The sequence below is a fragment of the Marinobacter bryozoorum genome, from assembly GCF_023156245.1.
Classification (GTDB): domain Bacteria; phylum Pseudomonadota; class Gammaproteobacteria; order Pseudomonadales; family Oleiphilaceae; genus Marinobacter; species Marinobacter bryozoorum.
This window is the reverse complement of the sequence record NZ_JAKZAH010000005.1, coordinates 52471-73316: the sequence shown is the minus strand read 5'-3', so window position 1 is coordinate 73316 and position 20846 is coordinate 52471. Positions and strand designations below refer to the sequence as shown.

Annotated in this window: 23 protein-coding genes; 16 read left to right on the top strand and 7 right to left on the bottom strand. The window is 63.2% G+C overall.

Going from position 1 to position 20846, the window contains the following annotated elements; genetic code table 11:
* Nucleotides 1–15: 15 nt before the first annotated feature.
* From MLC59_RS04545 to MLC59_RS04515, 7 genes are all read left to right on the top strand, one after another.
* Nucleotides 16–1176, top strand: a complete 1161-nt coding sequence (locus MLC59_RS04545; protein WP_248231286.1) for a protein-glutamate methylesterase/protein-glutamine glutaminase — start codon at nt 16–18, stop codon at nt 1174–1176.
* A complete protein-coding gene (locus MLC59_RS04540; protein ID WP_248231285.1) occupies nt 1176–1919 on the top strand; it encodes a flagellar motor protein in 744 nt (247 codons plus the stop codon). Before MLC59_RS04545 ends, MLC59_RS04540 begins: the two co-directional genes overlap by 1 nt.
* Before the next feature lie 21 nt (nt 1920–1940).
* On the top strand, nt 1941–2744 hold the full coding sequence (gene motD / locus MLC59_RS04535) for a flagellar motor protein MotD (RefSeq protein ID WP_248231283.1): 804 nt from the start codon (nt 1941–1943) through the stop codon (nt 2742–2744).
* A 177-nt stretch (nt 2745–2921) separates the two neighbouring features.
* On the top strand, nt 2922–3710 hold the full coding sequence (locus tag MLC59_RS04530) for a ParA family protein (RefSeq protein WP_248231282.1): 789 nt from the start codon (nt 2922–2924) through the stop codon (nt 3708–3710).
* A gap of 114 nt (nt 3711–3824) precedes the next feature.
* Entirely contained in the window at nt 3825–4619 is a 795-nt protein-coding gene (locus MLC59_RS04525; RefSeq protein ID WP_248231281.1) for a chemotaxis protein CheW, read from the top strand.
* A gap of 218 nt (nt 4620–4837) precedes the next feature.
* A complete protein-coding gene (locus MLC59_RS04520; protein WP_248231279.1) occupies nt 4838–5326 on the top strand; it encodes a chemotaxis protein CheW in 489 nt (162 codons plus the stop codon).
* 102 nt (nt 5327–5428) lie between these two features.
* The gene (locus tag MLC59_RS04515) at nt 5429–5827 is read left to right on the top strand and encodes a DUF2802 domain-containing protein (protein ID WP_248231467.1); all 399 of its coding nucleotides are present in this window, start codon (nt 5429–5431) and stop codon (nt 5825–5827) included.
* Nucleotides 5828–5841: 14 nt separating this feature from the next.
* Here MLC59_RS04515 and MLC59_RS04510 read toward each other — a convergent pair whose 3' ends face one another.
* Nucleotides 5842–6126 (bottom strand): EscU/YscU/HrcU family type III secretion system export apparatus switch protein, encoded by a 285-nt coding sequence (locus MLC59_RS04510; RefSeq protein ID WP_248231277.1) that lies wholly within the window; start codon nt 6124–6126, stop codon nt 5842–5844.
* A 21-nt stretch (nt 6127–6147) separates the two neighbouring features.
* Nucleotides 6148–7539 (bottom strand): flagellar hook-length control protein FliK, encoded by a 1392-nt coding sequence (gene fliK / locus MLC59_RS04505; protein WP_248231274.1) that lies wholly within the window; start codon nt 7537–7539, stop codon nt 6148–6150.
* Nucleotides 7540–7711: 172 nt separating this feature from the next.
* Between fliK and ccmA the strand changes: the two genes are divergently transcribed.
* The 9 genes from ccmA (at nt 7712) to ccmI (ending at nt 15136) form a co-directional block, all read left to right on the top strand.
* Nucleotides 7712–8395 carry a cytochrome c biogenesis heme-transporting ATPase CcmA gene (gene ccmA, locus MLC59_RS04500; RefSeq protein ID WP_248231273.1) on the top strand — a complete coding sequence of 228 codons (684 nt, stop codon included), beginning with the start codon at nt 7712–7714 and terminating at the stop codon, nt 8393–8395.
* Between the two features lie 72 nt (nt 8396–8467).
* Nucleotides 8468–9130 (top strand): heme exporter protein CcmB, encoded by a 663-nt coding sequence (gene ccmB / locus MLC59_RS04495; RefSeq protein ID WP_248231464.1) that lies wholly within the window; start codon nt 8468–8470, stop codon nt 9128–9130.
* 63 nt (nt 9131–9193) lie between these two features.
* The gene (locus MLC59_RS04490) at nt 9194–9961 is read left to right on the top strand and encodes a heme ABC transporter permease (protein WP_248231269.1); all 768 of its coding nucleotides are present in this window, start codon (nt 9194–9196) and stop codon (nt 9959–9961) included.
* Between the two features lie 4 nt (nt 9962–9965).
* Nucleotides 9966–10226, top strand: a complete 261-nt coding sequence (ccmD, locus tag MLC59_RS04485) for a heme exporter protein CcmD (protein ID WP_248231267.1) — start codon at nt 9966–9968, stop codon at nt 10224–10226.
* A complete protein-coding gene (gene ccmE / locus MLC59_RS04480) occupies nt 10223–10687 on the top strand; it encodes a cytochrome c maturation protein CcmE (protein WP_248231264.1) in 465 nt (154 codons plus the stop codon). Before ccmD ends, ccmE begins: the two co-directional genes overlap by 4 nt.
* Before the next feature lie 41 nt (nt 10688–10728).
* A complete protein-coding gene (locus MLC59_RS04475) occupies nt 10729–12771 on the top strand; it encodes a heme lyase CcmF/NrfE family subunit (protein ID WP_248231262.1) in 2043 nt (680 codons plus the stop codon).
* Nucleotides 12768–13307 (top strand): DsbE family thiol:disulfide interchange protein, encoded by a 540-nt coding sequence (locus MLC59_RS04470; RefSeq protein WP_248231260.1) that lies wholly within the window; start codon nt 12768–12770, stop codon nt 13305–13307. The genes MLC59_RS04475 and MLC59_RS04470 overlap by 4 nt, the downstream gene beginning before the upstream one ends.
* The gene (locus MLC59_RS04465; protein WP_248231257.1) at nt 13304–13789 is read left to right on the top strand and encodes a cytochrome c-type biogenesis protein; all 486 of its coding nucleotides are present in this window, start codon (nt 13304–13306) and stop codon (nt 13787–13789) included. Before MLC59_RS04470 ends, MLC59_RS04465 begins: the two co-directional genes overlap by 4 nt.
* A 42-nt stretch (nt 13790–13831) precedes the next feature.
* Nucleotides 13832–15136: a c-type cytochrome biogenesis protein CcmI gene (ccmI, locus tag MLC59_RS04460; protein ID WP_248231255.1), complete on the top strand. Its 1305-nt coding sequence runs from the start codon at nt 13832–13834 to the stop codon at nt 15134–15136.
* 65 nt (nt 15137–15201) lie between these two features.
* Here the strand turns inward: ccmI and MLC59_RS04455 are convergent, their stop codons facing one another.
* From MLC59_RS04455 to MLC59_RS04435, 5 genes are read right to left on the bottom strand one after another with little or no spacing between them, the layout of a single operon-like run.
* Nucleotides 15202–16617, bottom strand: a complete 1416-nt coding sequence (locus MLC59_RS04455; RefSeq protein ID WP_248231253.1) for a BatD family protein — start codon at nt 16615–16617, stop codon at nt 15202–15204.
* Nucleotides 16611–18401 (bottom strand): vWA domain-containing protein, encoded by a 1791-nt coding sequence (locus MLC59_RS04450; RefSeq protein ID WP_248231250.1) that lies wholly within the window; start codon nt 18399–18401, stop codon nt 16611–16613. Before MLC59_RS04450 ends, MLC59_RS04455 begins: the two co-directional genes overlap by 7 nt.
* A complete protein-coding gene (locus MLC59_RS04445; protein WP_248231248.1) occupies nt 18398–19426 on the bottom strand; it encodes a vWA domain-containing protein in 1029 nt (342 codons plus the stop codon). Before MLC59_RS04445 ends, MLC59_RS04450 begins: the two co-directional genes overlap by 4 nt.
* Nucleotides 19420–19878 carry a DUF4381 domain-containing protein gene (locus MLC59_RS04440; RefSeq protein ID WP_248231246.1) on the bottom strand — a complete coding sequence of 153 codons (459 nt, stop codon included), beginning with the start codon at nt 19876–19878 and terminating at the stop codon, nt 19420–19422. Before MLC59_RS04440 ends, MLC59_RS04445 begins: the two co-directional genes overlap by 7 nt.
* Nucleotides 19875–20831 (bottom strand): DUF58 domain-containing protein, encoded by a 957-nt coding sequence (locus MLC59_RS04435; protein WP_248231244.1) that lies wholly within the window; start codon nt 20829–20831, stop codon nt 19875–19877. The genes MLC59_RS04440 and MLC59_RS04435 overlap by 4 nt, the downstream gene beginning before the upstream one ends.
* Between the last annotated feature and the right edge of the window lie 15 nt (nt 20832–20846).

Genomic DNA, 20846 nt, shown 5'->3' with positions numbered 1-20846 from the left:
AGAGAGGGGGAGTGAATGACAGTTTCTGTGCTGGTCGTTGATGATTCCGGGTTCTTCCGCAAGCGACTGACGGAAATTCTCAACGCTTCCGGCACCATCAAGGTTGTGGGCGCCGCCACCAATGGCCGTGAAGGCGTGGAAATGGCGGAGAAGCTTCGCCCGGATGTCATCACCATGGATTATGAAATGCCGGTGATGAATGGTATTGCAGCGGTGAAGGAAATCATGCGCCGCTGCCCGACGCCGGTACTGATGTTCTCCTCCCTGACCTACGAGGGCGCCCGGGTAACCCTGGATGCCCTGGAAGCCGGTGCCGTCGACTTCCTGCCGAAGAATTTCGAAGATATTGCCAAGGACGGTTCGGAGCTCCAGCGCATCCTGCGACAGCGTATACTGGATGTGGCCCGAAGTAGCCCCCGGGCAGGCCGTAGTAAGGCGCCGTCAACGCCCCCGAATGCACCGGCTGGCTCACGCCCGGCCACTCCTCCTGCACACCGACAGGAATCCAGCCGTGTTAGCGCACGCCAGGCGCCCGCTGCCCCCCCGGCGTCGCGACAGGAACCAGGTGCCCCGGCGCGCCCCGCTCGCCGCCGCACGGCCAACCGTCACTATGATGTGGTGGCCATTGGCACCTCCACCGGCGGCCCTATCGCCCTGCAGAAGGTACTGGTCAACCTGCCTGCCAATTTCCCGGCGCCACTGGTGCTGGTTCAGCATATGCCCGGCAGTTTCACCCCGGCCTTCGCCGAGCGGCTGAACAAACTCTGCCGCATCCAGGTTCGCCAGGCCGAGGACGGCGATATGCTGCGTCCGGGCCTGGCACTGCTGGCACCGGGTGGCAAACAGATGATGATCGAGAACCGGGGCGGCCAGGGCAGGGTGCGTATCCTGCCCGGGGATGACCGGCTCAACTACAAGCCCAGCGTCGATGTCACCTTTGGCTCCCTGGCCCGCAGCTTCCCGGGCAAGACCCTGGGCGTGATCCTCACTGGTATGGGAGCAGACGGCAAGGAAGGCAGCCGGATGATGAAACAGACCGGGTCGGTGATCTGGTCCCAGGATGAAAAATCCTCGGTGATCTACGGCATGCCCATGGCTGTTGCCCGGGCCGGGCTCAGTGATGAAATCCTGCCCCTGGACGAGGTCGGGCCCCGCCTGGTTGAAGGGGTCCACTGATGGATATCCTCAGCCTGCTGGGCATTATCCTAGCCTTTGCGGCGCTGCTGGGGGGCAATATGCTCGAAGGGGGCACCCTGGCCTCCCTGTTCAACCTGCCGGCGGCACTGATCGTGGTCGGTGGTACCCTGGCCGCCACCATCCTGCAGACATCCGCGGGCCTTCTCCGCCGGGCCTTCAGCCAGGCCCGCTGGGTGTTTTTCCCGCCTTACATCGGCCTCGAGGAGGGCGTGGGCAAGGTCATGGACTGGAGCGTCAAGGCCCGCAAACAGGGCCTGCTCGGCCTCGAGGGCATCGCCGAGAAAGAGCCCGAACCCTTTGCCCGCAAAGGCCTGCAGCTACTGGTGGACGGTGCCGAAACCGAGACCATTCGCAGCGTGCTGGAAGTGGACCTGGAATCCCGGGAGCAGCGCGACCTGGAGGCCGCCCAGGTGTTCGAAGCCATGGGGGGATACTCGCCCACCATCGGTATTATCGGGGCGGTTATGGGGCTGATCCAGGTCATGACCAACCTGACCGACCCTTCCACCCTCGGTGCCGGTATTGCTACCGCCTTCGTGGCCACCATATACGGGGTCGCCCTGGCCAACCTGCTGTTTTTTCCCATTGCCAACAAGATGCGGGAAATTGTGCGGCGTCGGACCCGGTACGAGGACATGATGATTGATGGCATTATTGCCATCGCGGAAGGCGAGAATCCCCGCGCCATCGAGATGCGATTGCGGGGGTTCGTGCAACCATGAGCCAACGCGCAGGGGGAACCCATGAGGCGTCGATCCAGGCGGGCTGAGGTAAGCCAGAACCGGGAGCGGTGGCTGATTTCCTATGCGGACTTCATCACGCTGCTGTTCGGGTTCTTCGTGGTCATGTACTCGGTGTCTTCTGTGAACGAAGGCAAGTACAAGGTGCTCTCCGAAACGCTGACGGGCGTCTTCAACGCGCCCCAGCGATCCATGACGCCCGTTCCCGTGGGCGATCAGCCAGCCCTGACAGAGCCCACCGGGGACCAGGTAATTCCCCCACCGGTGGCGCCTGAGCCGGTGCCCGCCGAGGAGCCTTCCACCACGGTCCGTGAGCAGGACCTTCGCAGCGAGGCCCTGCAGGAGATGGCCAACCGCTTTGCCCTGGAGTTCGATAGCCTGATGGAGCAGGGGGTGGTCAGCCTGCAAAGCAACGACAAATGGATTGAGCTCAGTATGCGTGACAGCCTGTTGTTCGGCAGCGGTGAGGCGGAACCGCACTATGATGCCTTTCCGGTGATGGAGCGGATCGCAGATATCCTGAGGGATGAGGACAACGCCATACGGGTGGAGGGGTTTACCGACGACCGGCCGATCCGGACCAGTCGCTACCCGTCGAACTGGGAGCTGTCGACAGCAAGGGCATCGGCGGTGGTGCGCATGCTGGCCGCCGAGGGGGTGGATGCATCGAGGATGGCGGCTGTTGGCTATGGCGCCTGGCAGCCGGTGGCCCGTAACGACACCGACGAAGGCCGGCGCCGTAACCGGCGGGTAGTGCTGCTGATCTCCCGTGATGCCGCGATCCGGGGCGTGGTCCGGTCACCGTAAATCGATGGAGCGATGCTGTCTGATAAGGGTGGCACGATATCTGTATCAATGTCCGGAAAGGCCGGATTTGACCATGAAAAAGGCCCGGGCCGGCAATCGGTTGCCGGCCCGGGCGCATCGGCAGATTCAGAGTAACAACGGTCTCCCCAGAGGGATACCGGAGCAGGAGAAGCGTTTGTGCGGATCTGGGCAGTAGCAAATCAGAAAGGGGGCGTGGGCAAGACCACGTCAGTGGTAACCCTTGGGGGGCTCCTGGCGGAACAGGGCCATCGGGTGCTGGTGGCCGACCTGGACCCCCATGGCTCCCTGACCAGCTGGTTTGGCTATGACCCGGACCGCCTGGCGCACAGTGTATTTGATCTGTTCCAGCACAACGGCAAGGTGCCCGAGGATCTGCCGGCCCAGCTGGTTACCGAAACGAGTTGTGAAAACCTGTCACTGTTACCGGCCAGCACCGCACTGGCGACCCTGGAGCGCAAAATGGTCGGCGTCGAGGGCATGGGGCTGATTGTGTCCCGGGCACTGGCCATGCTTTGGGATGACTTTGACTATGTGTTGCTGGATAACACGCCGTCACTGGGTGTTCTGATGGTGAACGCCCTGGCTGCGGCCCGGCACCTGATCGTGCCGGTACAAACCGAATTCCTGGCGCTTAAAGGGCTGGAGCGAATGCTGCACACCCTGCAGATGATCATGCGATCCCAGAAAAACCGGCTCGAATACACCATCGTGCCGACACTCTATGACAAGCGTACCCAGGCGTCGGTGAAGACCCTGAACGAACTCAGGCGCACCTATCCTGAAGAGTTGTGGCGCTTCATGGTGCCGGTAGATACGCGGTTCCGGGATGCCAGCCAGGCGGGCGTGGTGCCCTCCAGGCTGGACCCGGATTCCCGGGGCGTGCGGGCCTACCGGCGGCTGTTGCAGGACCTGCAGGAGGGAACCACCTCATGGCAGCACAACTAGGTGATCGCGCGATAGAAAGGGGCTCCGATACGATCCCCCTGGCGGGCCTGTTCCCGGAGGGTCTTTGGTGTGACGGATTTCCGGCGCGGTGCGTGATTCCGGACAGGGGGTACCATGGCGGCTGAACGTGGCTCCCGTCGGCAGGCCGACCTGGCGGATCCTTCGTCTGCGCTGGTCAGTTACCTGGATGACCTGTTGCATACGGCTACCTCGACCCTGACGGAGGTGGAGGAGGAAACGCCGGAATCCCGGACAGAGCCGCCTGCCGCTGATACCCAAACCCGGGTGGAAGAGGCGGTTCCGCCGGAGCAGCTCCCTGTTCCGCCGGAGCCAGGGCCTGAAGTGGCAGAGTCAGTGGTACCGGTACCGGTGGCTGAGCCGGTGGTGGCCGAACAGGTGGAAACGCCGGCAGGGCCCGAGCCGGAACCCACGACGGAAGGGCGCCCGGACTGGGCGGAACGCCCCTTCGAGTGCCTGATTTTCCGGGTGGCAGGCCTGCAACTGGCGGTGCCCCTGGTGCTGCTGGGCGCGATTCACCGTATCGAGGACCGGATCAAGCCGATCCCCGGACGCCCTCCCTGGTACATGGGCATGTTGCCGGACCGGGGGGTGAACCTGAAGGTAGTGGACTCGGCCCAGTGGATCATGCCCGGTCGCGCGCCGGCGGACGCCCGGGAAGGCTACCGGTTCGTAATCCGCCTGGACGACAGTGACTGGTCACTGGCCTGTGACGAGGTGGCAGAATCCTTCACCCTCGATCCGGATCAGGTACGCTGGCGTACATCTCGCAGCAAGCGCCCATGGCTGGCGGGTACGGTGGTGCAGCATATGTGTGCCCTGATCGATGTGGGCGCCATGGCCCGGTTGCTGGCCAGGGCCGAGAGGGAGCAGCGGCTGGACCTGGAATAGGCAATTTCTGCACGGATTTCAGGGTAATACTCAAGTTTTCACCGGCGCCGGCCGATATCTACCACAGGCTGGCACGACAACACCCGCCGGCAGTTACCAAATGAAACCGTACCACTCTGGCACGGTTTGTGCCCCTGACTATAGTATGGGGCGCTGACGATGGTTTTTTGACATCAGGCTGTCCTGTTGACGGATGGCCTGCCAGGAGATGAGGCATTATGGCATCCGATAACGGACAGAACAGTCAGGCCCGAGACGACAAGGTTCTTCAGTACGTCACCTTCCGTCTGGATGACGAGACCTATGGCATCGATGTAATGCAGATCCAGGAAGTGCTGCGTTACACCGAGATCGCGCCGGTTCCCGGTGCCCCGGACTATGTGCTGGGCATCATCAACCTGCGCGGTAACGTGGTCACGGTGATCGACACCCGCCGCCGGTTCGGCCTGGTGGATGCGGAGGTGACGGATGCCACCCGCATCGTGGTGATGGAGTCTGACAGCCAGGTGATGGGTATCCTGGTGGATTCCGTTGCCGAGGTGGTGTACCTGAAGGCCAGTGAGATCGAGACGGCACCCAATGTGGGGAACGAGGAAAGCGCCAAGTTCATCCAGGGTGTCTGCAACAAGGATGGTGAACTGATCATCCTTGTTGAATTCGACAAGATGCTGTCTGATCACGAGTGGGCGGAGATCGCCGCACTCTGACCCTGAGCACGGTCGCCTTCCCCCGGGGAGGACGGTCGGAATACAGCGGTCAGGGCCGGTCCACCGCCTGGCGTGATCACCACCTGAGAGGAATGAGTGATGATGACCACCGACTGGACTACCCTGGCCCCCTGGGCCCTGACCGTAATGGCTTTGCTTCTGCTGGGTGCGCAGGGGATACTCAACGCCCGGCGCATTGCCCGCCTGCGTCAGCAGCTGCGGGACAACAGCGAAAACCTGGTTCGTGAGCTCCATGCCACCAGCAGTGGCAGCATTGGTGTGGGCAACCGGGTGATTGCCTGCGAACGCCAGCTCCATGAGCTGCGCACCCAGTTTGACGAAATGCGCCAGAATGACCCTCTGCGGGTCTCCTACGATGAGGCTTCCCGCCTGGTGGACCTCGGGGCGGATGTGGATGACCTGATGAATACCTGTGGCATCTCCCGGCCAGAAGCCGAGCTGGTGTCCGCCCTGCGCCGCCGACAGCAGCGGGCCGCGTAAGCTCACCAGTCAACTCACTCAGCGTCGTCTGGCGTCTTGCCTTGCAGGTGGAAGGCAAACGCCAGGATTTCCGCGATCACCCGGTACAGGGTTTCCGGGATTTCCTCGTCCAGGTCCAGTCGCGCCAGGATTCCGGCGAGCTCGGCGTTCTCGTAAAGAGGGACGTCGTGCTCCCGGGCGATGCGGATGATTTCCTCCGCCACCTCGTCAAGGCCACTGGCGGCTACCGTCGGGGCGCGTTTACCGTCGTATTTCAGGGCAACGGCGGTTTCCCTTCCCGTTTTGTTCTGTTCAGTCATTGTGCCAGCCTTTATCGCTGCTCATGCCCGTGTGTCCAGTAGCCGGTGTTCCAGCCGTGTCGGTGTGACCGGTGGCTGGCCCCGGCGGCACTCCAGCTCTGAGACTTCCAGCCCCAGGTCGGTCAGTCGTGTGCGCAGGTCTCCCAGCTGCCGGGTGACCTGGCGCGCGGTAGCCTGTTGTTCGGCCCAGACCCGGGCGGAGACCGAGCTCTGTCGCAGGGCAACGTCAAAGAACACCTTGCCCGCCTCGTCCAGGTCCATGGCGAGGGACAGTCGCCACTCGGCCACGCTCGCTTTGCGGGCCTTCGATGCCCCCTGCTGATCCGGGCTCTCGTAGTCTATGCGCAGCTGTGCGGTTTTTACCTCGCCTCCGGGGGCCATCCAGGGCAGGTCGGTGACCAGGGTATTGACGGGCGTACCGGCCTCGCCGCCTGCCCGCGTGGTCAGCAGCTGGCTGTGCAGTTGATTGACAGTGATCCGGTTGAGCATGCCGGCCAGCAGCCTGAGCATTTGCCCGGGTGATGTCGGTTCCCGGGCTTCGGTCATGGTGACCGGCGGTGTCGTCGGTGCCGGGAACTGCAGTGGAGCGCTGATCAGCTCCTGGCTGGGAAGGGGGGTGAAGCGGGTGAACTGGTCACTGCCCAGATTCTGGTGTTGCAACAGAGTCAGGGCGAGTCGGCCAAGGGCAAGCTTCAGGTCGGTTGGACCAGGCTGTGCTGTGCCCCGGGCCAGGCCAGCCTCGGCGAGCACACCGCTGGTGGCCAGCCACTGTTTGACCGCGGCTGCATCCAGTGGGTTTTTCAGCGGCGCGCCCGTGCCCGTCAACAGGGCGGCGGAGGTCCCGGGGCTGGCGGGGGACTGGCCGGTTACTGGCCTGAACGACGGCGCTCCGTTCTCGGCAGATGCCCTTGGCAGCAGCCGGACGATGGCCTGCAGCGCTTCCCGCACCGATGCCGGCAGAGGCTCGGTTGTGCCCGGCAGGGCGGTACCGGGGGCGCTGTTGAGCCCGGTGCTCAGGGCGGCTAACAGTCGGGTCAGGCCGCTGTCGAGGTTTTGCTGCCAGGGCAGGTGGCGCAGCAGTGCCTGCCCCAGGCGGGTCTCGGCGGCAGCCGGCAGTTTGTCCAGCAGGGTCAGGGACTGGCCTTCGCGCATTATGCGAATCAGGTCACCGGCTTTCAGTTCGGGGCCGTTATTTGGCAAGTCCACGGTCACTCGCTGGCCCCGCACATCCAGCACCGCCTGCTGGCTGCCTCTTTGCGCCAGTAGTTCAGCGACCCGGGCTACGACCGCCTGCCGGTTTTCCAGATGCAGTTGCCGGAGTTGTTGCATCGCATCCGGCTGGCCTGCGGGCTGTGGCGGGGCTGACCGGTTCGACGGCTGGGGCGGGATCGGGTTACCGTGCGGTAATTTCATGGCTTTTGTTAAGTGCGATGCGTGGTTTTGATGTCAGGCAAGAGTAATCAATGGCCCATTTCTATATAATAGCGGTCTCACCGGGACTGCACCCGGTCGCAGCCGGAACTACCGGCGAAATCGCATTATCCGGGGTGGCCCTTGAGGCTGCCCCCCGTACTTCGGGGCCTTGATGACTGAGCCGCTGCAACACGCTGACCACTTGCTGAGGGCCGAGGGCCTGGAATGCGAGCGAGATGGCCGGACGCTCTTCAGTGACCTGAGTTTCTCCATAGTGCCGGGAACCCTTACCCGTGTCGAGGGCCCCAACGGTTCCGGCAAGACAACCCTGTTGCGAATACTGGCGGGCCTTAATGACAACTGGTCGGGACAGGTCTACTGGTGCGGCCAGCCTCGTCAGAAACACTGGGACCTGGTGCGTCGCAATGTGCTCTACCTGGGGCATCGTCCGGGTATCAAGATGTTGCTGACGCCGCTGGAAAACCTCCAGGCCCTGGTGGCGGGGCGCCAGCAGGTCCCGGGGCGTGTTCTTGGCCAGGCACTGGAGCAGGTCGGTATCGGGCCCTGGAGCCACGTGCCTTGTGGCCAGTTGTCCGCCGGCCAGAAGCGTCGGGTGGCTTTGGCCAGGTTGCTGTTTGCCGATGAACCGGTGTGGTTGCTGGATGAAGCCTTCACCGCACTGGATGTCGATGCGGTCGCCGCGGTTGAGCGGCTGCTTGAGGATCGGGTGCGTCAGGGCGGGGCGGTTGTGATGACCACACACCACGAACCCGCCATGCAGGGGATGCGTCGCATTCGCCTGGGGGGCGCTGGTGAGCAGGGGCCTGTCACCCGGGCCGTCGGGGAGGTGGACTGAATGGGGCAGCAACAATCCCTGTCGATAACGGTGCTTGATCCGGTCACAACGTCACCAGGGCTGTTTCAGTCGATGGTTGCGGTGCTGCAGCGTGATCTGCGCCTGAGCATACGCCAGAAACAGGACCTGCTGAACCCGTTGCTGTTCTTCGTGATGGTGGTGGCCCTGTTCCCGTTGGGCGTGAGCCCTGAGTCAGAATTCCTCAAGGAAGCGGGGGCAGGCATCCTGTGGGTCGGCGCGCTGCTGGCTACCCTGTTGTCGCTGGACCATCTGTTCCGGTTTGACTACGAGGACGGCACCCTGGAACAAATGGCGCTGCAGCCGCAGCCGCTCTTCGTGCTGGTGCTGGCCAAGACCCTGGCCCACTGGCTGGCAACCGGCTTGCCCCTGGTGATCCTTACACCAATGCTGGGCATGATGTTGTTCCTGGACGGGAACTCTGTTGCCATTCTGTGTCTAACGCTGCTGATCGGAACGCCGGTACTGAGCCTGATCGGGTCGGTGGGAGCAGCGCTGACCGTGGGATTACGGGCCGGGGGCGTACTCTTGTCGCTGCTGGTGATCCCTCTGTATATTCCGGTGCTGATTTTCGGTACCGGAACTGTCATGGCTGCGGCCGGTGGTTCGGATGTATCCGGGCACCTGGCACTGATGGCTGCCATGCTGATGCTGGCGGTCATTCTGGCGCCGCTGGCGGCCGCTGCAGCTCTGAAAATCAGTTTATCGGCGTCCTAGCTTGCGACCATCCATCGCGCAGGTTTTTATCGCCTAAAGGTATAGGATCAGGGGATATACCCGATGTGGCAATTCTTTCACAAGCTGGGGTCACCAAAGTGGTTCTACGGAATCGCAGGCCGCTTCATGCCCTGGCTGCTGGGGCTGGGCCTTGTTCTGTCTCTGGCCGGTATTGTCTGGGGACTGGCCTTCGCGCCCCAGGACTATCTGCAGGGCAACAGTTATCGGATCATCTTTATCCATGTGCCCACCGCCTTCCTGGCCCAGTCGGTCTACATGATGATGGCGGTCGCCGGGGTGATCACCCTGGTCTGGAAAATGAAACTGGCGGACGTCTTTGTGCGCGCAGCAGCACCGGTCGGCGCTATCCTCACCGTGCTGGCCCTGTTTACCGGGGCGGTCTGGGGCAAGCCCACCTGGGGCACCTGGTGGATCTGGGATGCACGACTGACGTCCATGCTGATCCTGTTGTTTTTGTACCTGGGCATAATCGGCCTCAGCCACGCCTATTCCGATGAGAAAACTGCAGCCCGGGCGGTGGCGGTCCTGACTGTCGTCGGGGTGGTGAATATTCCCATCATCAAGTACTCGGTGAACTGGTGGAATACCCTGCATCAACCGGCCACCTTCAAACTGACTGAAAAGCCCACCATGGTGCCCGAGATGTGGGTGCCGCTGTTGCTGGCGGTGCTGGGAACCTACCTGTTGTTTGGCTGGGTCTCCCTTTACCGAATGCAGACCGAAGTGTTGCGGCGTGAACGTCGTACCCGCTGGGTGAAAGATGTCATTGCCGCCGGCGGCGGTTCGCAACTGAAATCCGGAGGAGCCTGAAACCATGGCGTTTGATTCCTTCAGTGCCTTTATCATCATGGAGGGTCACGGCCCCTATGTATGGACCTGTTACGGCGTGTTCTTCCTGCTGATGGCGCTTATAACCTGGCTCTCCGTGAGAGATCGTCGCCGGGTTGTACGTACCCAGCAGCGAGAACAAACAGTGGCATCTCCCGGTCAGACTGATACCGTTCGCAATGAGCGCACCGGTGGCGGTTTTCAACGTATTCCCACTTCCCAAAGCGAGTCGATCAGCAAGTCATGAACCCAGCACGCAAGCGCAAGCTCACCATCGTCCTGTTCCTGCTCGCAGGTGTTGCCGTTGCCGTTGGCCTGACCACCTATGCCTTCCGGCAGAACATCAACCTGTTCTATGACCCCAGCCAGATCGCCGGCGGCGAAGCACCTGTTAACGTGCGCATCCGTGCCGGCGGCATGGTCGAAGAAGGCTCCGTGGCAAGAGACCCGGACAGCCTGAAGGTCCAGTTCCGGGTGACGGATTACTCGTCGTCTGTAACCGTTCACTATGAAGGCATCCTGCCGGACCTGTTTGCAGAAGGGCAGGGCGTGGTAGCCACTGGCCAGCTTAATGAGAACCGGGAGTTTGTCGCCAGCGAGGTGCTGGCCAAGCACGATGAACAGTACATGCCGCCGGAGGTCAGCGAGGCCCTGGAACGGTCCGCCGCCCGCGCCCGGGAAGAGGGCCGGGAGATGCCTGAATACTGATTGCCCGACGCCATTTACCCGACTCCTGACCGGAGAGAACCATGCTTCCCGAACTCGGACAAGTCACCCTCATTATCGCCCTGCTGCTATCGGTGCTGCTGGCGATAATCCCACTGTACGGCTCCTTGACGGCCCGTGACAGCCTTCAGGCGTTTGCCCGCCCGCTTGGCGCCGGGCAGTTCGTGTTTATTGCCATTGCCTTTGGCATTCTGACCAATGCCTTCCTGGTCGATGATTTCTCCGTGGCCTACGTCGCCAACCAGAGCAACAGCCTGATGCCCTGGTACTACAAGTTCAGTGCGGTCTGGGGCGGCCACGAAGGCTCCCTGCTGTTGTGGATCCTGATGCTCAGCGGCTGGACCCTGGCGGTTGCGACCTTCAGCCGCCGGTTGCCATCGGTGATGGTCTCCCAGGTGCTTTCCGTGATGGGTATGGTGGCTGTTGGCTTCCTGCTGTTTATCCTGATGACTTCCAACCCCTTCGATCGCATCCTGCCCAACGTGCCGGCGGACGGGGCAGACCTGAACCCGCTGCTGCAGGATTTCGGCCTGATCGTGCATCCGCCCATGCTCTACATGGGGTACGTGGGGTTCTCGGTGGCCTTTGCCTTTGCCATTGCCGCGCTGATCAACGGCCGCCTGGATGCGGCCTGGGCACGGTGGTCCCGGCCCTGGACCACGGTGGCCTGGGGTTTTCTGACCCTGGGTATCGCCCTGGGTAGCTGGTGGGCCTACTACGAACTTGGCTGGGGTGGCTGGTGGTTCTGGGACCCGGTGGAAAACGCGTCCCTGCTGCCCTGGATTTCCGGTACCGCCCTGATGCACTCCCTGGCGGTGACCGAGAAGCGGGGCGTGTTCAAGAGCTGGACGGTACTGCTGGCCATCCTTACCTTTGCCCTGAGTCTGCTGGGGGCATTCCTGGTCCGCTCCGGTGTGATCACCTCGGTGCACTCCTTCGCTTCCGACCCCACCCGGGGCGCGTTCCTGTTGCTGCTGCTGGCCATTACCGTTATCGGCAGCCTGACGCTGTACGCCTTCCGTGCGCCGGTGGTACACACCCGGGCGAAGTTCGGCCCGCTGTCCCGGGAAGTCTTCCTGCTGCTGAACAACGTCTTGCTGCTGGCCGCCATGCTGCTGGTGCTGGTCGGAACCATCTTCCCGCTCATTGCGGACTACTTCGAGCTGGGTAATATCTCCATTGGTGAGCCCTTCTTTAACCTGACCTTCAGCCCCATTGCCGTCGTGGTGGGCATCCTGCTGGGCGTGGGCATCTTCTCCCGCTGGAAGAAGACCGACGAAGGCTACCTGCTTCGCAAGATGATCGTGCCTACGGTGGTCAGCCTGGTGGTGGCGTTCGCCGTGGTGCTTACCATGGGCAGTGCCGTGTCAGCGGAAGGGACCGGATTCTGGAGCAGCTTCAGTTTATGGGCATTTTTCGGGGTACTGTCGGCCAGCTGGTGTGCGGCCGCGACCCTGCAGGATGTCTGGAACAAGTCCGGATCCCGCCATGGCCGTCTGCACGGCCTGCGTCGGCAGTCCCGCAGTTTCTACGGCATGGTGCTGGGCCACCTGGGCCTGGCGATGGTGATTGCCGGTGCCACCGTGGTCAATAACTACGGCATTGAGCGCAACGTTCGCATGAGTCCGGGCGACACTGCCACCGTTGGCGACTATCAGTTCCACTTCGACTCCGTGGGTGAAAGGGAAGGCGCGAACTTCACCGCTCTGGTCTCCCGCTTTGACATAAGCCGGGACGGCGAACCGGTCAGTACACTCTATCCCGAACGTCGACGTTACGTGGTACAGCGAAATGTGATGACCGAGGCAGGTATTGATGGCGGTTTCCTGCGTGACATCTTTGTGGCAGTGGCGGAACCGGTATCCAGCGATGCCTGGGCGGTGCGGCTGCAATACAAACCCCTTGTCCGCTGGACCTGGCTGGGTGCGCTGGTGATGGCCATTGGTGGCTTCCTGGCCATTGCAGATCGTCGCTATCGCATCAAGGATGAGGCGACGGAGCGGCGCAAAGCGACGGTAGCCGGTGGTGCAGGTGCCGAAGGCCGGCCAGCGGAGGCAGGGGTATGAAGCGTGCACTGCTGTTCCTGCCGGTTATCGTCGCCATAGCCTTTGGCATTTTCCTCTATACCGGGCTTGGCAAGGACCCCCAGGAGCTGGAATCGGCCCTGGTTGGCAAGCCGGTACCCGCCTTCGAGCTGGCAGACCTGAAATACCCCGACCGGACCCTGACCCCTGAGGTGTTCCAGGGCCAGGTCTCCCTGCTGAACGTCTGGGGTACCTGGTGTCCTGCCTGCCGTGATGAGCATGATGACCTTATCTGGCTGGCGGAAGAAAAGGGCATCCGGGTCATTGGATTGAACTACAAGGACAATCGCAACCAGGCCCTGCGCTGGCTGCAGGACCTGGGCGACCCGTACCAGATCACCCTGTTTGATCCCCAGGGCAAGCTAGGGTTTGACCTGGGGGTTTATGGCGCCCCCGAAACCTACGTGATCGACAAGCAGGGCATCGTCCGTTATCGCCATGTCGGGGTGGTGAACCCTGAGGTGTGGGAAGAAAAGCTGGGTCCGGTGGTTCGCCGTTACCAGCAGGAGGGCTCATGAAGTACTGGCTGATTCCCTTGGTGCTGGTACTGATTGCCCCCTTCGCGCTGGCACAGTCCGAAGGCTCATCGGCCTCCGCGCAGGACATCTATCCGCTGGCGTCGGAGGCAGACCGGGAGCGTTTTGATCGCCTGTTGAACGAGTTGCGCTGCCCGAAGTGCCAGAACCAGAACATCGCTGATTCGGATGCACCCATCGCGGAGGATATGCGGGAGGAGGTCTACCGCATGGTACAGAATGGCGCCGATGAAAAGACGGTTGTTGACTCGATGGTGGACCGTTTCGGCGAATTTGTGCATTACAAGCCGGCCTTCGATGCCCGTACCGCCCTGCTGTGGCTATTGCCGGCCATTGTAATCCTGGTCGGCCTGCTGGTGATTGTTGTGATCGTCCGTCGTTCCGGCAATGGCGGTGACGATGATGGTGCCGGCCTTACCGATGAACAACGCCGGCAGGCGGACGAACTTCTGCGGCGCCAGTGATCGGCACCTGAACCCATTTCCGGATTCAACTGACTGACTTTTATGACCAATACCTTCTGGATCATCACGGCGATATTGATCGTCCTGGCCTGTCTTTTCGTGCTTTACCCCCTGTTTTTCAGCCGTCCTGAAAAGCGGGTATCGGCGGACATTCGTAACCAGAACCTGCTGGCCTACCGTACCCGCCTGTCCGAGCTGGAAGAGGAATACCAGCAGGGCACCATCGACGAGGAAAACTTCCGCATGCTGCGGGAGGAACTGGCGGGCGCGATGCTGGAAGATGTAGGTGAGGAGCAACCGGCTGCAGAAGTGCGCGCGACCGACCTGAGAATGGACCATCGGCGCCGCAGTACCTGGGCCGTTGTGGTATTGGCCATCGTGCTGCTGCCTGTCGGAGTGTTCCTCCTGTACCAGGAGTGGGGTGCGCTGGGTAAGGTAGAGCAGTATCACGCCATGCAGGCGCTGGATCAAAGTGGCGACCGTATGGCCCAGATGAATGAGCTCACGCGCCAGCTGGCCGAGCGGCTGGAAGCTGAGCCGGACAATCCCGATGGTTGGGCCATGCTGGGCCGCAGTTATATGCGCATGGAGCGCTACCCGGAGGCAGCGAGGGCCTTTGCGCGCCTGGCGGAAGTGGCGGGGCCGGACAATGCCCGGGCCGTCGCCTGGGGCCTGTCCGCCCAGGCCTGGTTTTTTGAAAGCCAGGGGGCGATGACCGATGAGGTTACCCGTGCCATGGACCGGGCCCGGGAATTCAATCCCGACGAGGTGAATACCCTTGGCCTGCTGGGTATCCATGCCTTCGAGCAGCGCAACTTCGAGGACGCCATTCGCCACTGGGAGAAGATCATCGAGGTGGCGCCGGACCACCCGCAGCTGCCATCCATTCGCGAAGGCGTCGCCCGGGCTTACCAGCAGTTGGGTATGGATGTGCCGCAAAACATTCGTGGTGAGCAGGCGACCGGCGGCGAACCGGTATCCGACCGTGGCGTGACCGTGCGGGTAGAGCTTGACGAGGCGTTTGCCGGCCAGGTGGACCCTGACACAACCCTGTTCGTCTACGCCCGTACGCCGGATATGCAGTCAGCACCACTGGCGGTGGCCAGGCTTCAGGCAGGGCAGCTGCCTGCGGAACTCCGCCTGGATGACCGCCTTGCCATGGCGCCGCAGTTCCGCATTTCAGGCGCAGACGAGGTGGTGGTCGCGGCCCGGATCAGTCCGTCGGGCTCGGCCACGCCCCAGCCAGGGGATTACCAGGGTATCCGGGATGAGCCCGTACCGGTGGTTAGCGACGAAAGCGACCCCGTGGTGCTGACTATCGACGAGCAGCTGCACGGAACGCAGTGATTACTGGCACATGGATCAGCAAGTGACAAAGCCGACAGGCCCCCGGCCGGCACGATAAGTGGCGTTCAGGGCCTGAGACCTTCCGGATAGAAGTCGGGTAGCCGGTGTTTGCCGCTGCCTCCGTGGCGGCGCTGCTGCCAGGCCTTGCGGGTAGTTTTCAGGGCTTCCTCCAGTGCCTTTCCATCCGGGGCCGGCACCGCATTCCTCCCGAACAGAGACTGTTGCCACTGCTGGATGAGCTGACGAAGTGTTTCGTCACCAAGCTGGCCCAGGGTGGCCTCCAGCGTCGGCGATGGCCGCCCGGTGAGCTGTCTTGCCCATACCGGAAAGCTGTCAAAAAAGGCCGGGTTCAGTGAGCGGGACTGCTCGCAGACCCTTGCAAACCACCTTCGTTCGCCTTCACCCCGTTCTTCCGGGTGTGCGGCAGTGGCGGAAGCACGCCGGCGCGCCCGCTGGTGCTGAAGCCACCAGGCGGCGGCCGTGGTCAGCCAGCCCAACGCGAACAGGGCTGCTATCAGTGGCCATACCCAGTGGCCGGCTTCCGCTTTACGAATGTCGGCGGACGAAGTGGCCGTGGCCTGCGCCTCGTCCGTTGCGGATGCTGCAGGCCTGGCATTGGCCTTGCCCACCGGGCCGGCAAGGCGCAGAGTTCGCGCAGGCAATACCGCAACCCTCTCCCGGTCCTCTTCCACATCCCACCAGGGAATCCGTAGTTCAGGCAGGGTGGCTTCCCCGTTATGTCCGGGTACTGGTACCAGGGCGACGGTCTGCCGCAGTTGTCCGAGCACGCCCTCTTCGGTCGCAGAGGACTGCCGCTGGGCGGGTTCCGGATAGGCACGCAGCGTGTCCGGATAAGGCGGGGCCAGGTCAGGCAGGGTGGTAGCGGGCAGGCCTTCCGCTGTGAGGGTCAGTGTGCGGCTGAGATTTTCGCCCGGCTCGACCGGACGGTCCAGGTCCAGCCCTTGTTCGTGGATCTCCACGGACCGGGCAGGCAACCAGGTACGTCCGCTGAAGCTCTCGGGGATGTCCCGGATATCCAGCGGGAACAGGGTGGCCGAATGGCTGACCCGGTATTGGTGCCCGCGGGGGTGCCTGGCAGTACCCTGGAATTCGATGGGGGGTAGCTGGAGCTGCCCTGGCTTCTGGGGGAACAGCACAAAGTTGCGTTCAACCACACGGTAGCTTTCGCCGCCGAGCAGTTCACGATATTGGCGTTGTTCTCCGAGTTGCTCGATTACCACATCCGGGTGTTCCGGGTCGTTCAGGTGACCCTGGATTACGTTATTCGTGTAGTACAGCTTGACCCGCAGATGCAGCTGTTGCTGCACATAGAGCTCGTCGTCACTGGCCGATAGCTCAATGAACGCCTGCCGGGTCTCTTCCGCCCGGGCCTGTGCCGGCAAACTTGCCAGGGCAACACAAAGGCTTGCAAGCAGCACGATCAGTGCGCTCCGCGCCAGGCTGGCGGTGGGTTCTACCATGGTGTGTCGTTCTCGTCCGGTTGTATGTTGCGGCTGCGGGATTGCTGCAGGAACTTGCGCCTGAGCAACCCACCCGGGTCATCGGGTATTCTTCGCAGCCACTGTTCCTGGGACTGGCTGAGGGCATCGGCGTGGGATTGGCCGTCCTGCTCACCGGCACCGCCATCGCCTGGTTCTCCGTCTTCGCTGGACGATGTATCGCCCCGGTCAGGGCTGGAGGCTCCGTCGAACTGGTCTGATCCGGGCTGAGCCCTGTCCTGTTGGTTGCCGCGGCCCTTTCCGCCCTGACCCTGACTATCCCCGGGTGGTGTGCCTTCACCCTGACCGTTTTCACCTTGCCCCGGGTTCTGCTGCCCGGAGCTGCCATTCTGCCTGTCTCCGGATGCCTGTTGCTGTTGTTGTTTTTGCCCTTGTTGCTCCAGGTATCGCCGGACAATTTGCTGGTTCTGCTGGGCACCTTCGTGGTCCGGGTTCCGCGCCAGTGCCTCCTGCCAGGCGTCCAGGGCGGCCTCTGGCTTGCCGGCACGGACGAGGGCATTGCCACGGTTGTAGTGGGCCGTGGCCGAATTATCCCGGGCGAACGCATTGGCCGCGCCGTCGTACTGGCCATCGCGGTACAGTGCCGTGCCCTGCCACAGGGGATCGTCCAGCTGACTGGCCGCCTCGGCGGGATTATCCTTGATCAGCTCCGGTGCCCTCTGTTCCGGGGTTTGCCACAGGCCTTGCCATTGTTGCTGCCAGTCTGCTGCCTGGGCGGGCCCGGCGGGCGTCCACCACAGGCTGCAGGCTACCAGGGCCAGTGCCCCCCGGCGCCAGCCAATCAGGGCCAGGGGCAGGGTCAGCCAGAGCAGCCAGTAGCCGTCATCCTGGCGGCGCTCGGTGGTGCGCTCCCGGGCAGCCTGTTGCCAGCTATCGTGGTCCTTCGCCCGCAATCCCAGTCGGGTAATGTCGTCGTCGGTTGTGGTCATTTCCAGGGCGTCGCCGCCGGTGGCAGAGGCGGTATTTCGAAGTTCATCCAGGCTCGCCCGGGTAATAACCACGTTGTCTCCATCGCGGATAAATCCACGCTCCGGCAGGGGAATGGGTGCGCCATTTTCTGTGCCTGCCACCAGGCCATTGAGCTGCCATGGTGTGTCGGTCAGTTGTTGGCGAATCCGGTCTGCGTAGCGGGGGTTCAGGCTGTCAGTGATGAGCAGGATGCGGCCACGCCCGGGTGCCCCCTGGTTCAGCAGCTCGACGGCCCGGGCAACGCCCAGGTCGGCCCGGTTTCCGGCTGCGGGCATGATGACCGGGTCGAGGGCGCTGAGCATGCCTTCAACGGTTCGCCGGTCATCGGTCAGCGGAGTGACCACATGACCATCGGCGGCGTAGACCACCAGGGCTGTATAGGCGCCTTCCCGCGTGGCGAGTAAATCGCGAACCTTGCGGGTGGCCCGGGTCAGCCGATCCGGTTCCACGTCAGTGGCCAGCATGGACAGTGACAGGTCCAGTACCACGACCAGTGAGTCGTCCTGCTGCTGCAGGGGAGAGGGGGCAGAGCGAAACGAGGGAGCAGCCAGTGCGACGGCGGCCAGCATCAGTAACAAGGGCGCTATCAGCCGGGCGCGGCCTCCGGAAAGCGCGGAACCACGACCGGTTGGCAGGAGGGGCTTGAGTAGTGCCGGCGGTATCACCCGGTGCCACTGGCTCTGACTGGCGACGCCATGGCGCTGCAGCCAGATCAATAACGGTACCAGTAGTAGCACCAGTAGCCACAGGGGGCGCAGGAACTGAAAGTCGATCATGACCGCCTCCAGCCAGCAGGCGAGGCTTTGGCCGCCAGTACCGGTACCCTGGCAAAGGCCAGGACGGCTAGCCAGAGGGTCAGGGCTGCCGCTGCTGGCCAGGCGTAGAGGTCGGTGACAGGGCGCCAGCTCCTGCTTTCCAGCTCCATAGGCTCCAGGCGGTCGATCTCCTGGTAGATGCCCTGGAGTTCCTCGATACTGCGGGCGCGGAAATACTGGCCGCCGGTGGCCGCGGCAATGTCCCGCAGCAGGCCTTCGTCCAGGTCACTGGAAGGGTTGACCCGCCTACTGCCAAACAGGCCCTGGCGCACGGCGGTTTCCGCGCCTATGCCGATGGTGTGAATGCGTACGTTGCTGTCCGCCGCAATATCCCGGGCCTTCTCCGGACTGAGGTTGCCGGCGGTATTGGCACCGTCAGTGAGCAGGATGAGTACCCGGTGTTGCTGGGGAAGATCACGCAGACGCTTTACGGCCAGGCCTATGGCGTCGCCGATGGCGGTGGCACGGCCGGCCATGCCAAGGCCAGCCTCGAACAGCAGGGTTCTCAGGGTCTTGTGATCAAAGGTCAGTGGCGCCTGGATATAGGGCTCGGTTCCGAACAATAACAGCCCCATGCGATCGCCTGCACGGTGGTTGATGAAGTCATCGAGCACCACCTTGAGGGCCTCCAGTCGGTTCAGCGGCCGCCCCTGCATAACCATGTCACGCTCTTCCATGCTGGGTGATATGTCCACTGCCAGCATGAGGTCACGGCCGGTGACCGGCACCTGGGTGTTTTCACCCACGTGCTGCGGACGGGCCAGGGCGATGACCAGCAACGCCCAGGCCAGCGCGAACAACAGTTTCAGCCAGCGGCGATGGGCCTGGCCCGGGCTGCCGACCCCGGGCAGTCCGGCCAGCCGGGCCTGTATCGGCAAGGCCGGCGCCAGCACCGTATCGGTGCTGGCAGGCCCCGGCAGCAACCGTCGCACCAGCCATGGCAGTGGCAGCAAGGTCAGCAGCCAGGGCCAGGCCAGGGTTACCATGGTTGCCTCCGTATCCAGTGTTCAGCCAGTTTGTGTGCCTGGTCCGGTGCCAGGTCACTGGCTGGCGCATAGCTGGCATTCACCAGTTGCTGCCAGGAGTCCCGGGGAACATCAGAGGTGCGGGCCAGGAAATCCCGCCACTGGTCACCACTGAGGGCAACGGGATTCTGTTCCGGGTATAGGGCCAGTGCGGTCTGTTTCAGCAGTCGGTTGAGGGCAGCGTACCAGTCCGGTCCGGCCCGGTCGGGGGCGCCATGGGCGGCGAGCTGCGCCAGCGCTTCCCGCCGGGGCGCGGTACGTTGATACCGGCGCCAGAGCATGAAGGTACCCGAGACCAGGAGCGCCAGGACCAGTCCCCCCAGCAGCCACCAGCCAGGAGCCGGTGGCCAGGGGCCTGCTGGTGGCGGGGTTTCGATGTCATGGAGCTGGGCCAATATCTCGTGGGGAATCACAGCAGTCGTCCTCCCGCCGATGTCAGTCCATGCATCAGGGTGACCGGGTCTTCCCCGGTGCCCAGGGTAAGGCCGTTGACGCCAGCCTGCCGGAACAGCTGGCCCAGGTTTGCCCGCCGGGCGCTGGCCTGTTCCTGCCAGGCTCGCTGCAGGGCCCGGTCCGCGCCGTTGAACCAGAGCGTGCCGGCAGGCCCTGAAACCGCGAAGCGGCCACCGGACGGCAGCTGCTCATCCAGCGGATCGGTCATGACGACTGCCGTTACCTGGTTATGCATGGCAAGTCCTGCCAGCAAGGTCCGGGTGTCTTCATTGGCGTCGAGGAAGTCGCTGAGAATAAACACCCGACTGCCGGTATGGGCGATGCGCCGCGCCTCGGTCAGGGCTGCGTTCAGCTGGGCGGATCCGGTCGTCGTGTCTGCAGCCGGCTGCCGGCGCTGGTTGGAGGCAAGGGCGTTCAGCAGTTGCATAACCGAACGGCGCCGACGGGCAGGGCGGAGGATCGCCGTAATGGCGCCTCCGAATACGATACCCCCGGCCTGGTCGCCGGAACCATGGGCGACCCAGGCAAGCAGCGAAGCCAGTTCGGCAACCCGCACCTGCTTGTAACTGCCCTCACTGGCATAGAACAGCGTTGGGCCAAGGTCGCAAAGCACCAGTACCGGGCGTTCCCGCTCTTCCTCGTAGACCCGGGTATGGGGCTCGTGGCGCCGTGCGGTGACTCGCCAGTCGATCCGGCGCACATCGTCCCCCGGCTGATAGGGTCTGATCTCGGCCAGCGACATGCCCCGGCCCCGCAGCAGCGAATGATGCCCACCCCGGCGCTGGCGCAGGGCCCGGCGTGCCGAGGGCAGTTGCAGAGTCCGGGCCTGGACCTGCAGGCGTAGCAATTGGTCCAGCCCTATAAAGGTACGGTGCTGGCCTGCTTGCTGTGAGGCGCCGGTCAGAACACTCATGGTCGGCCGGCCTCC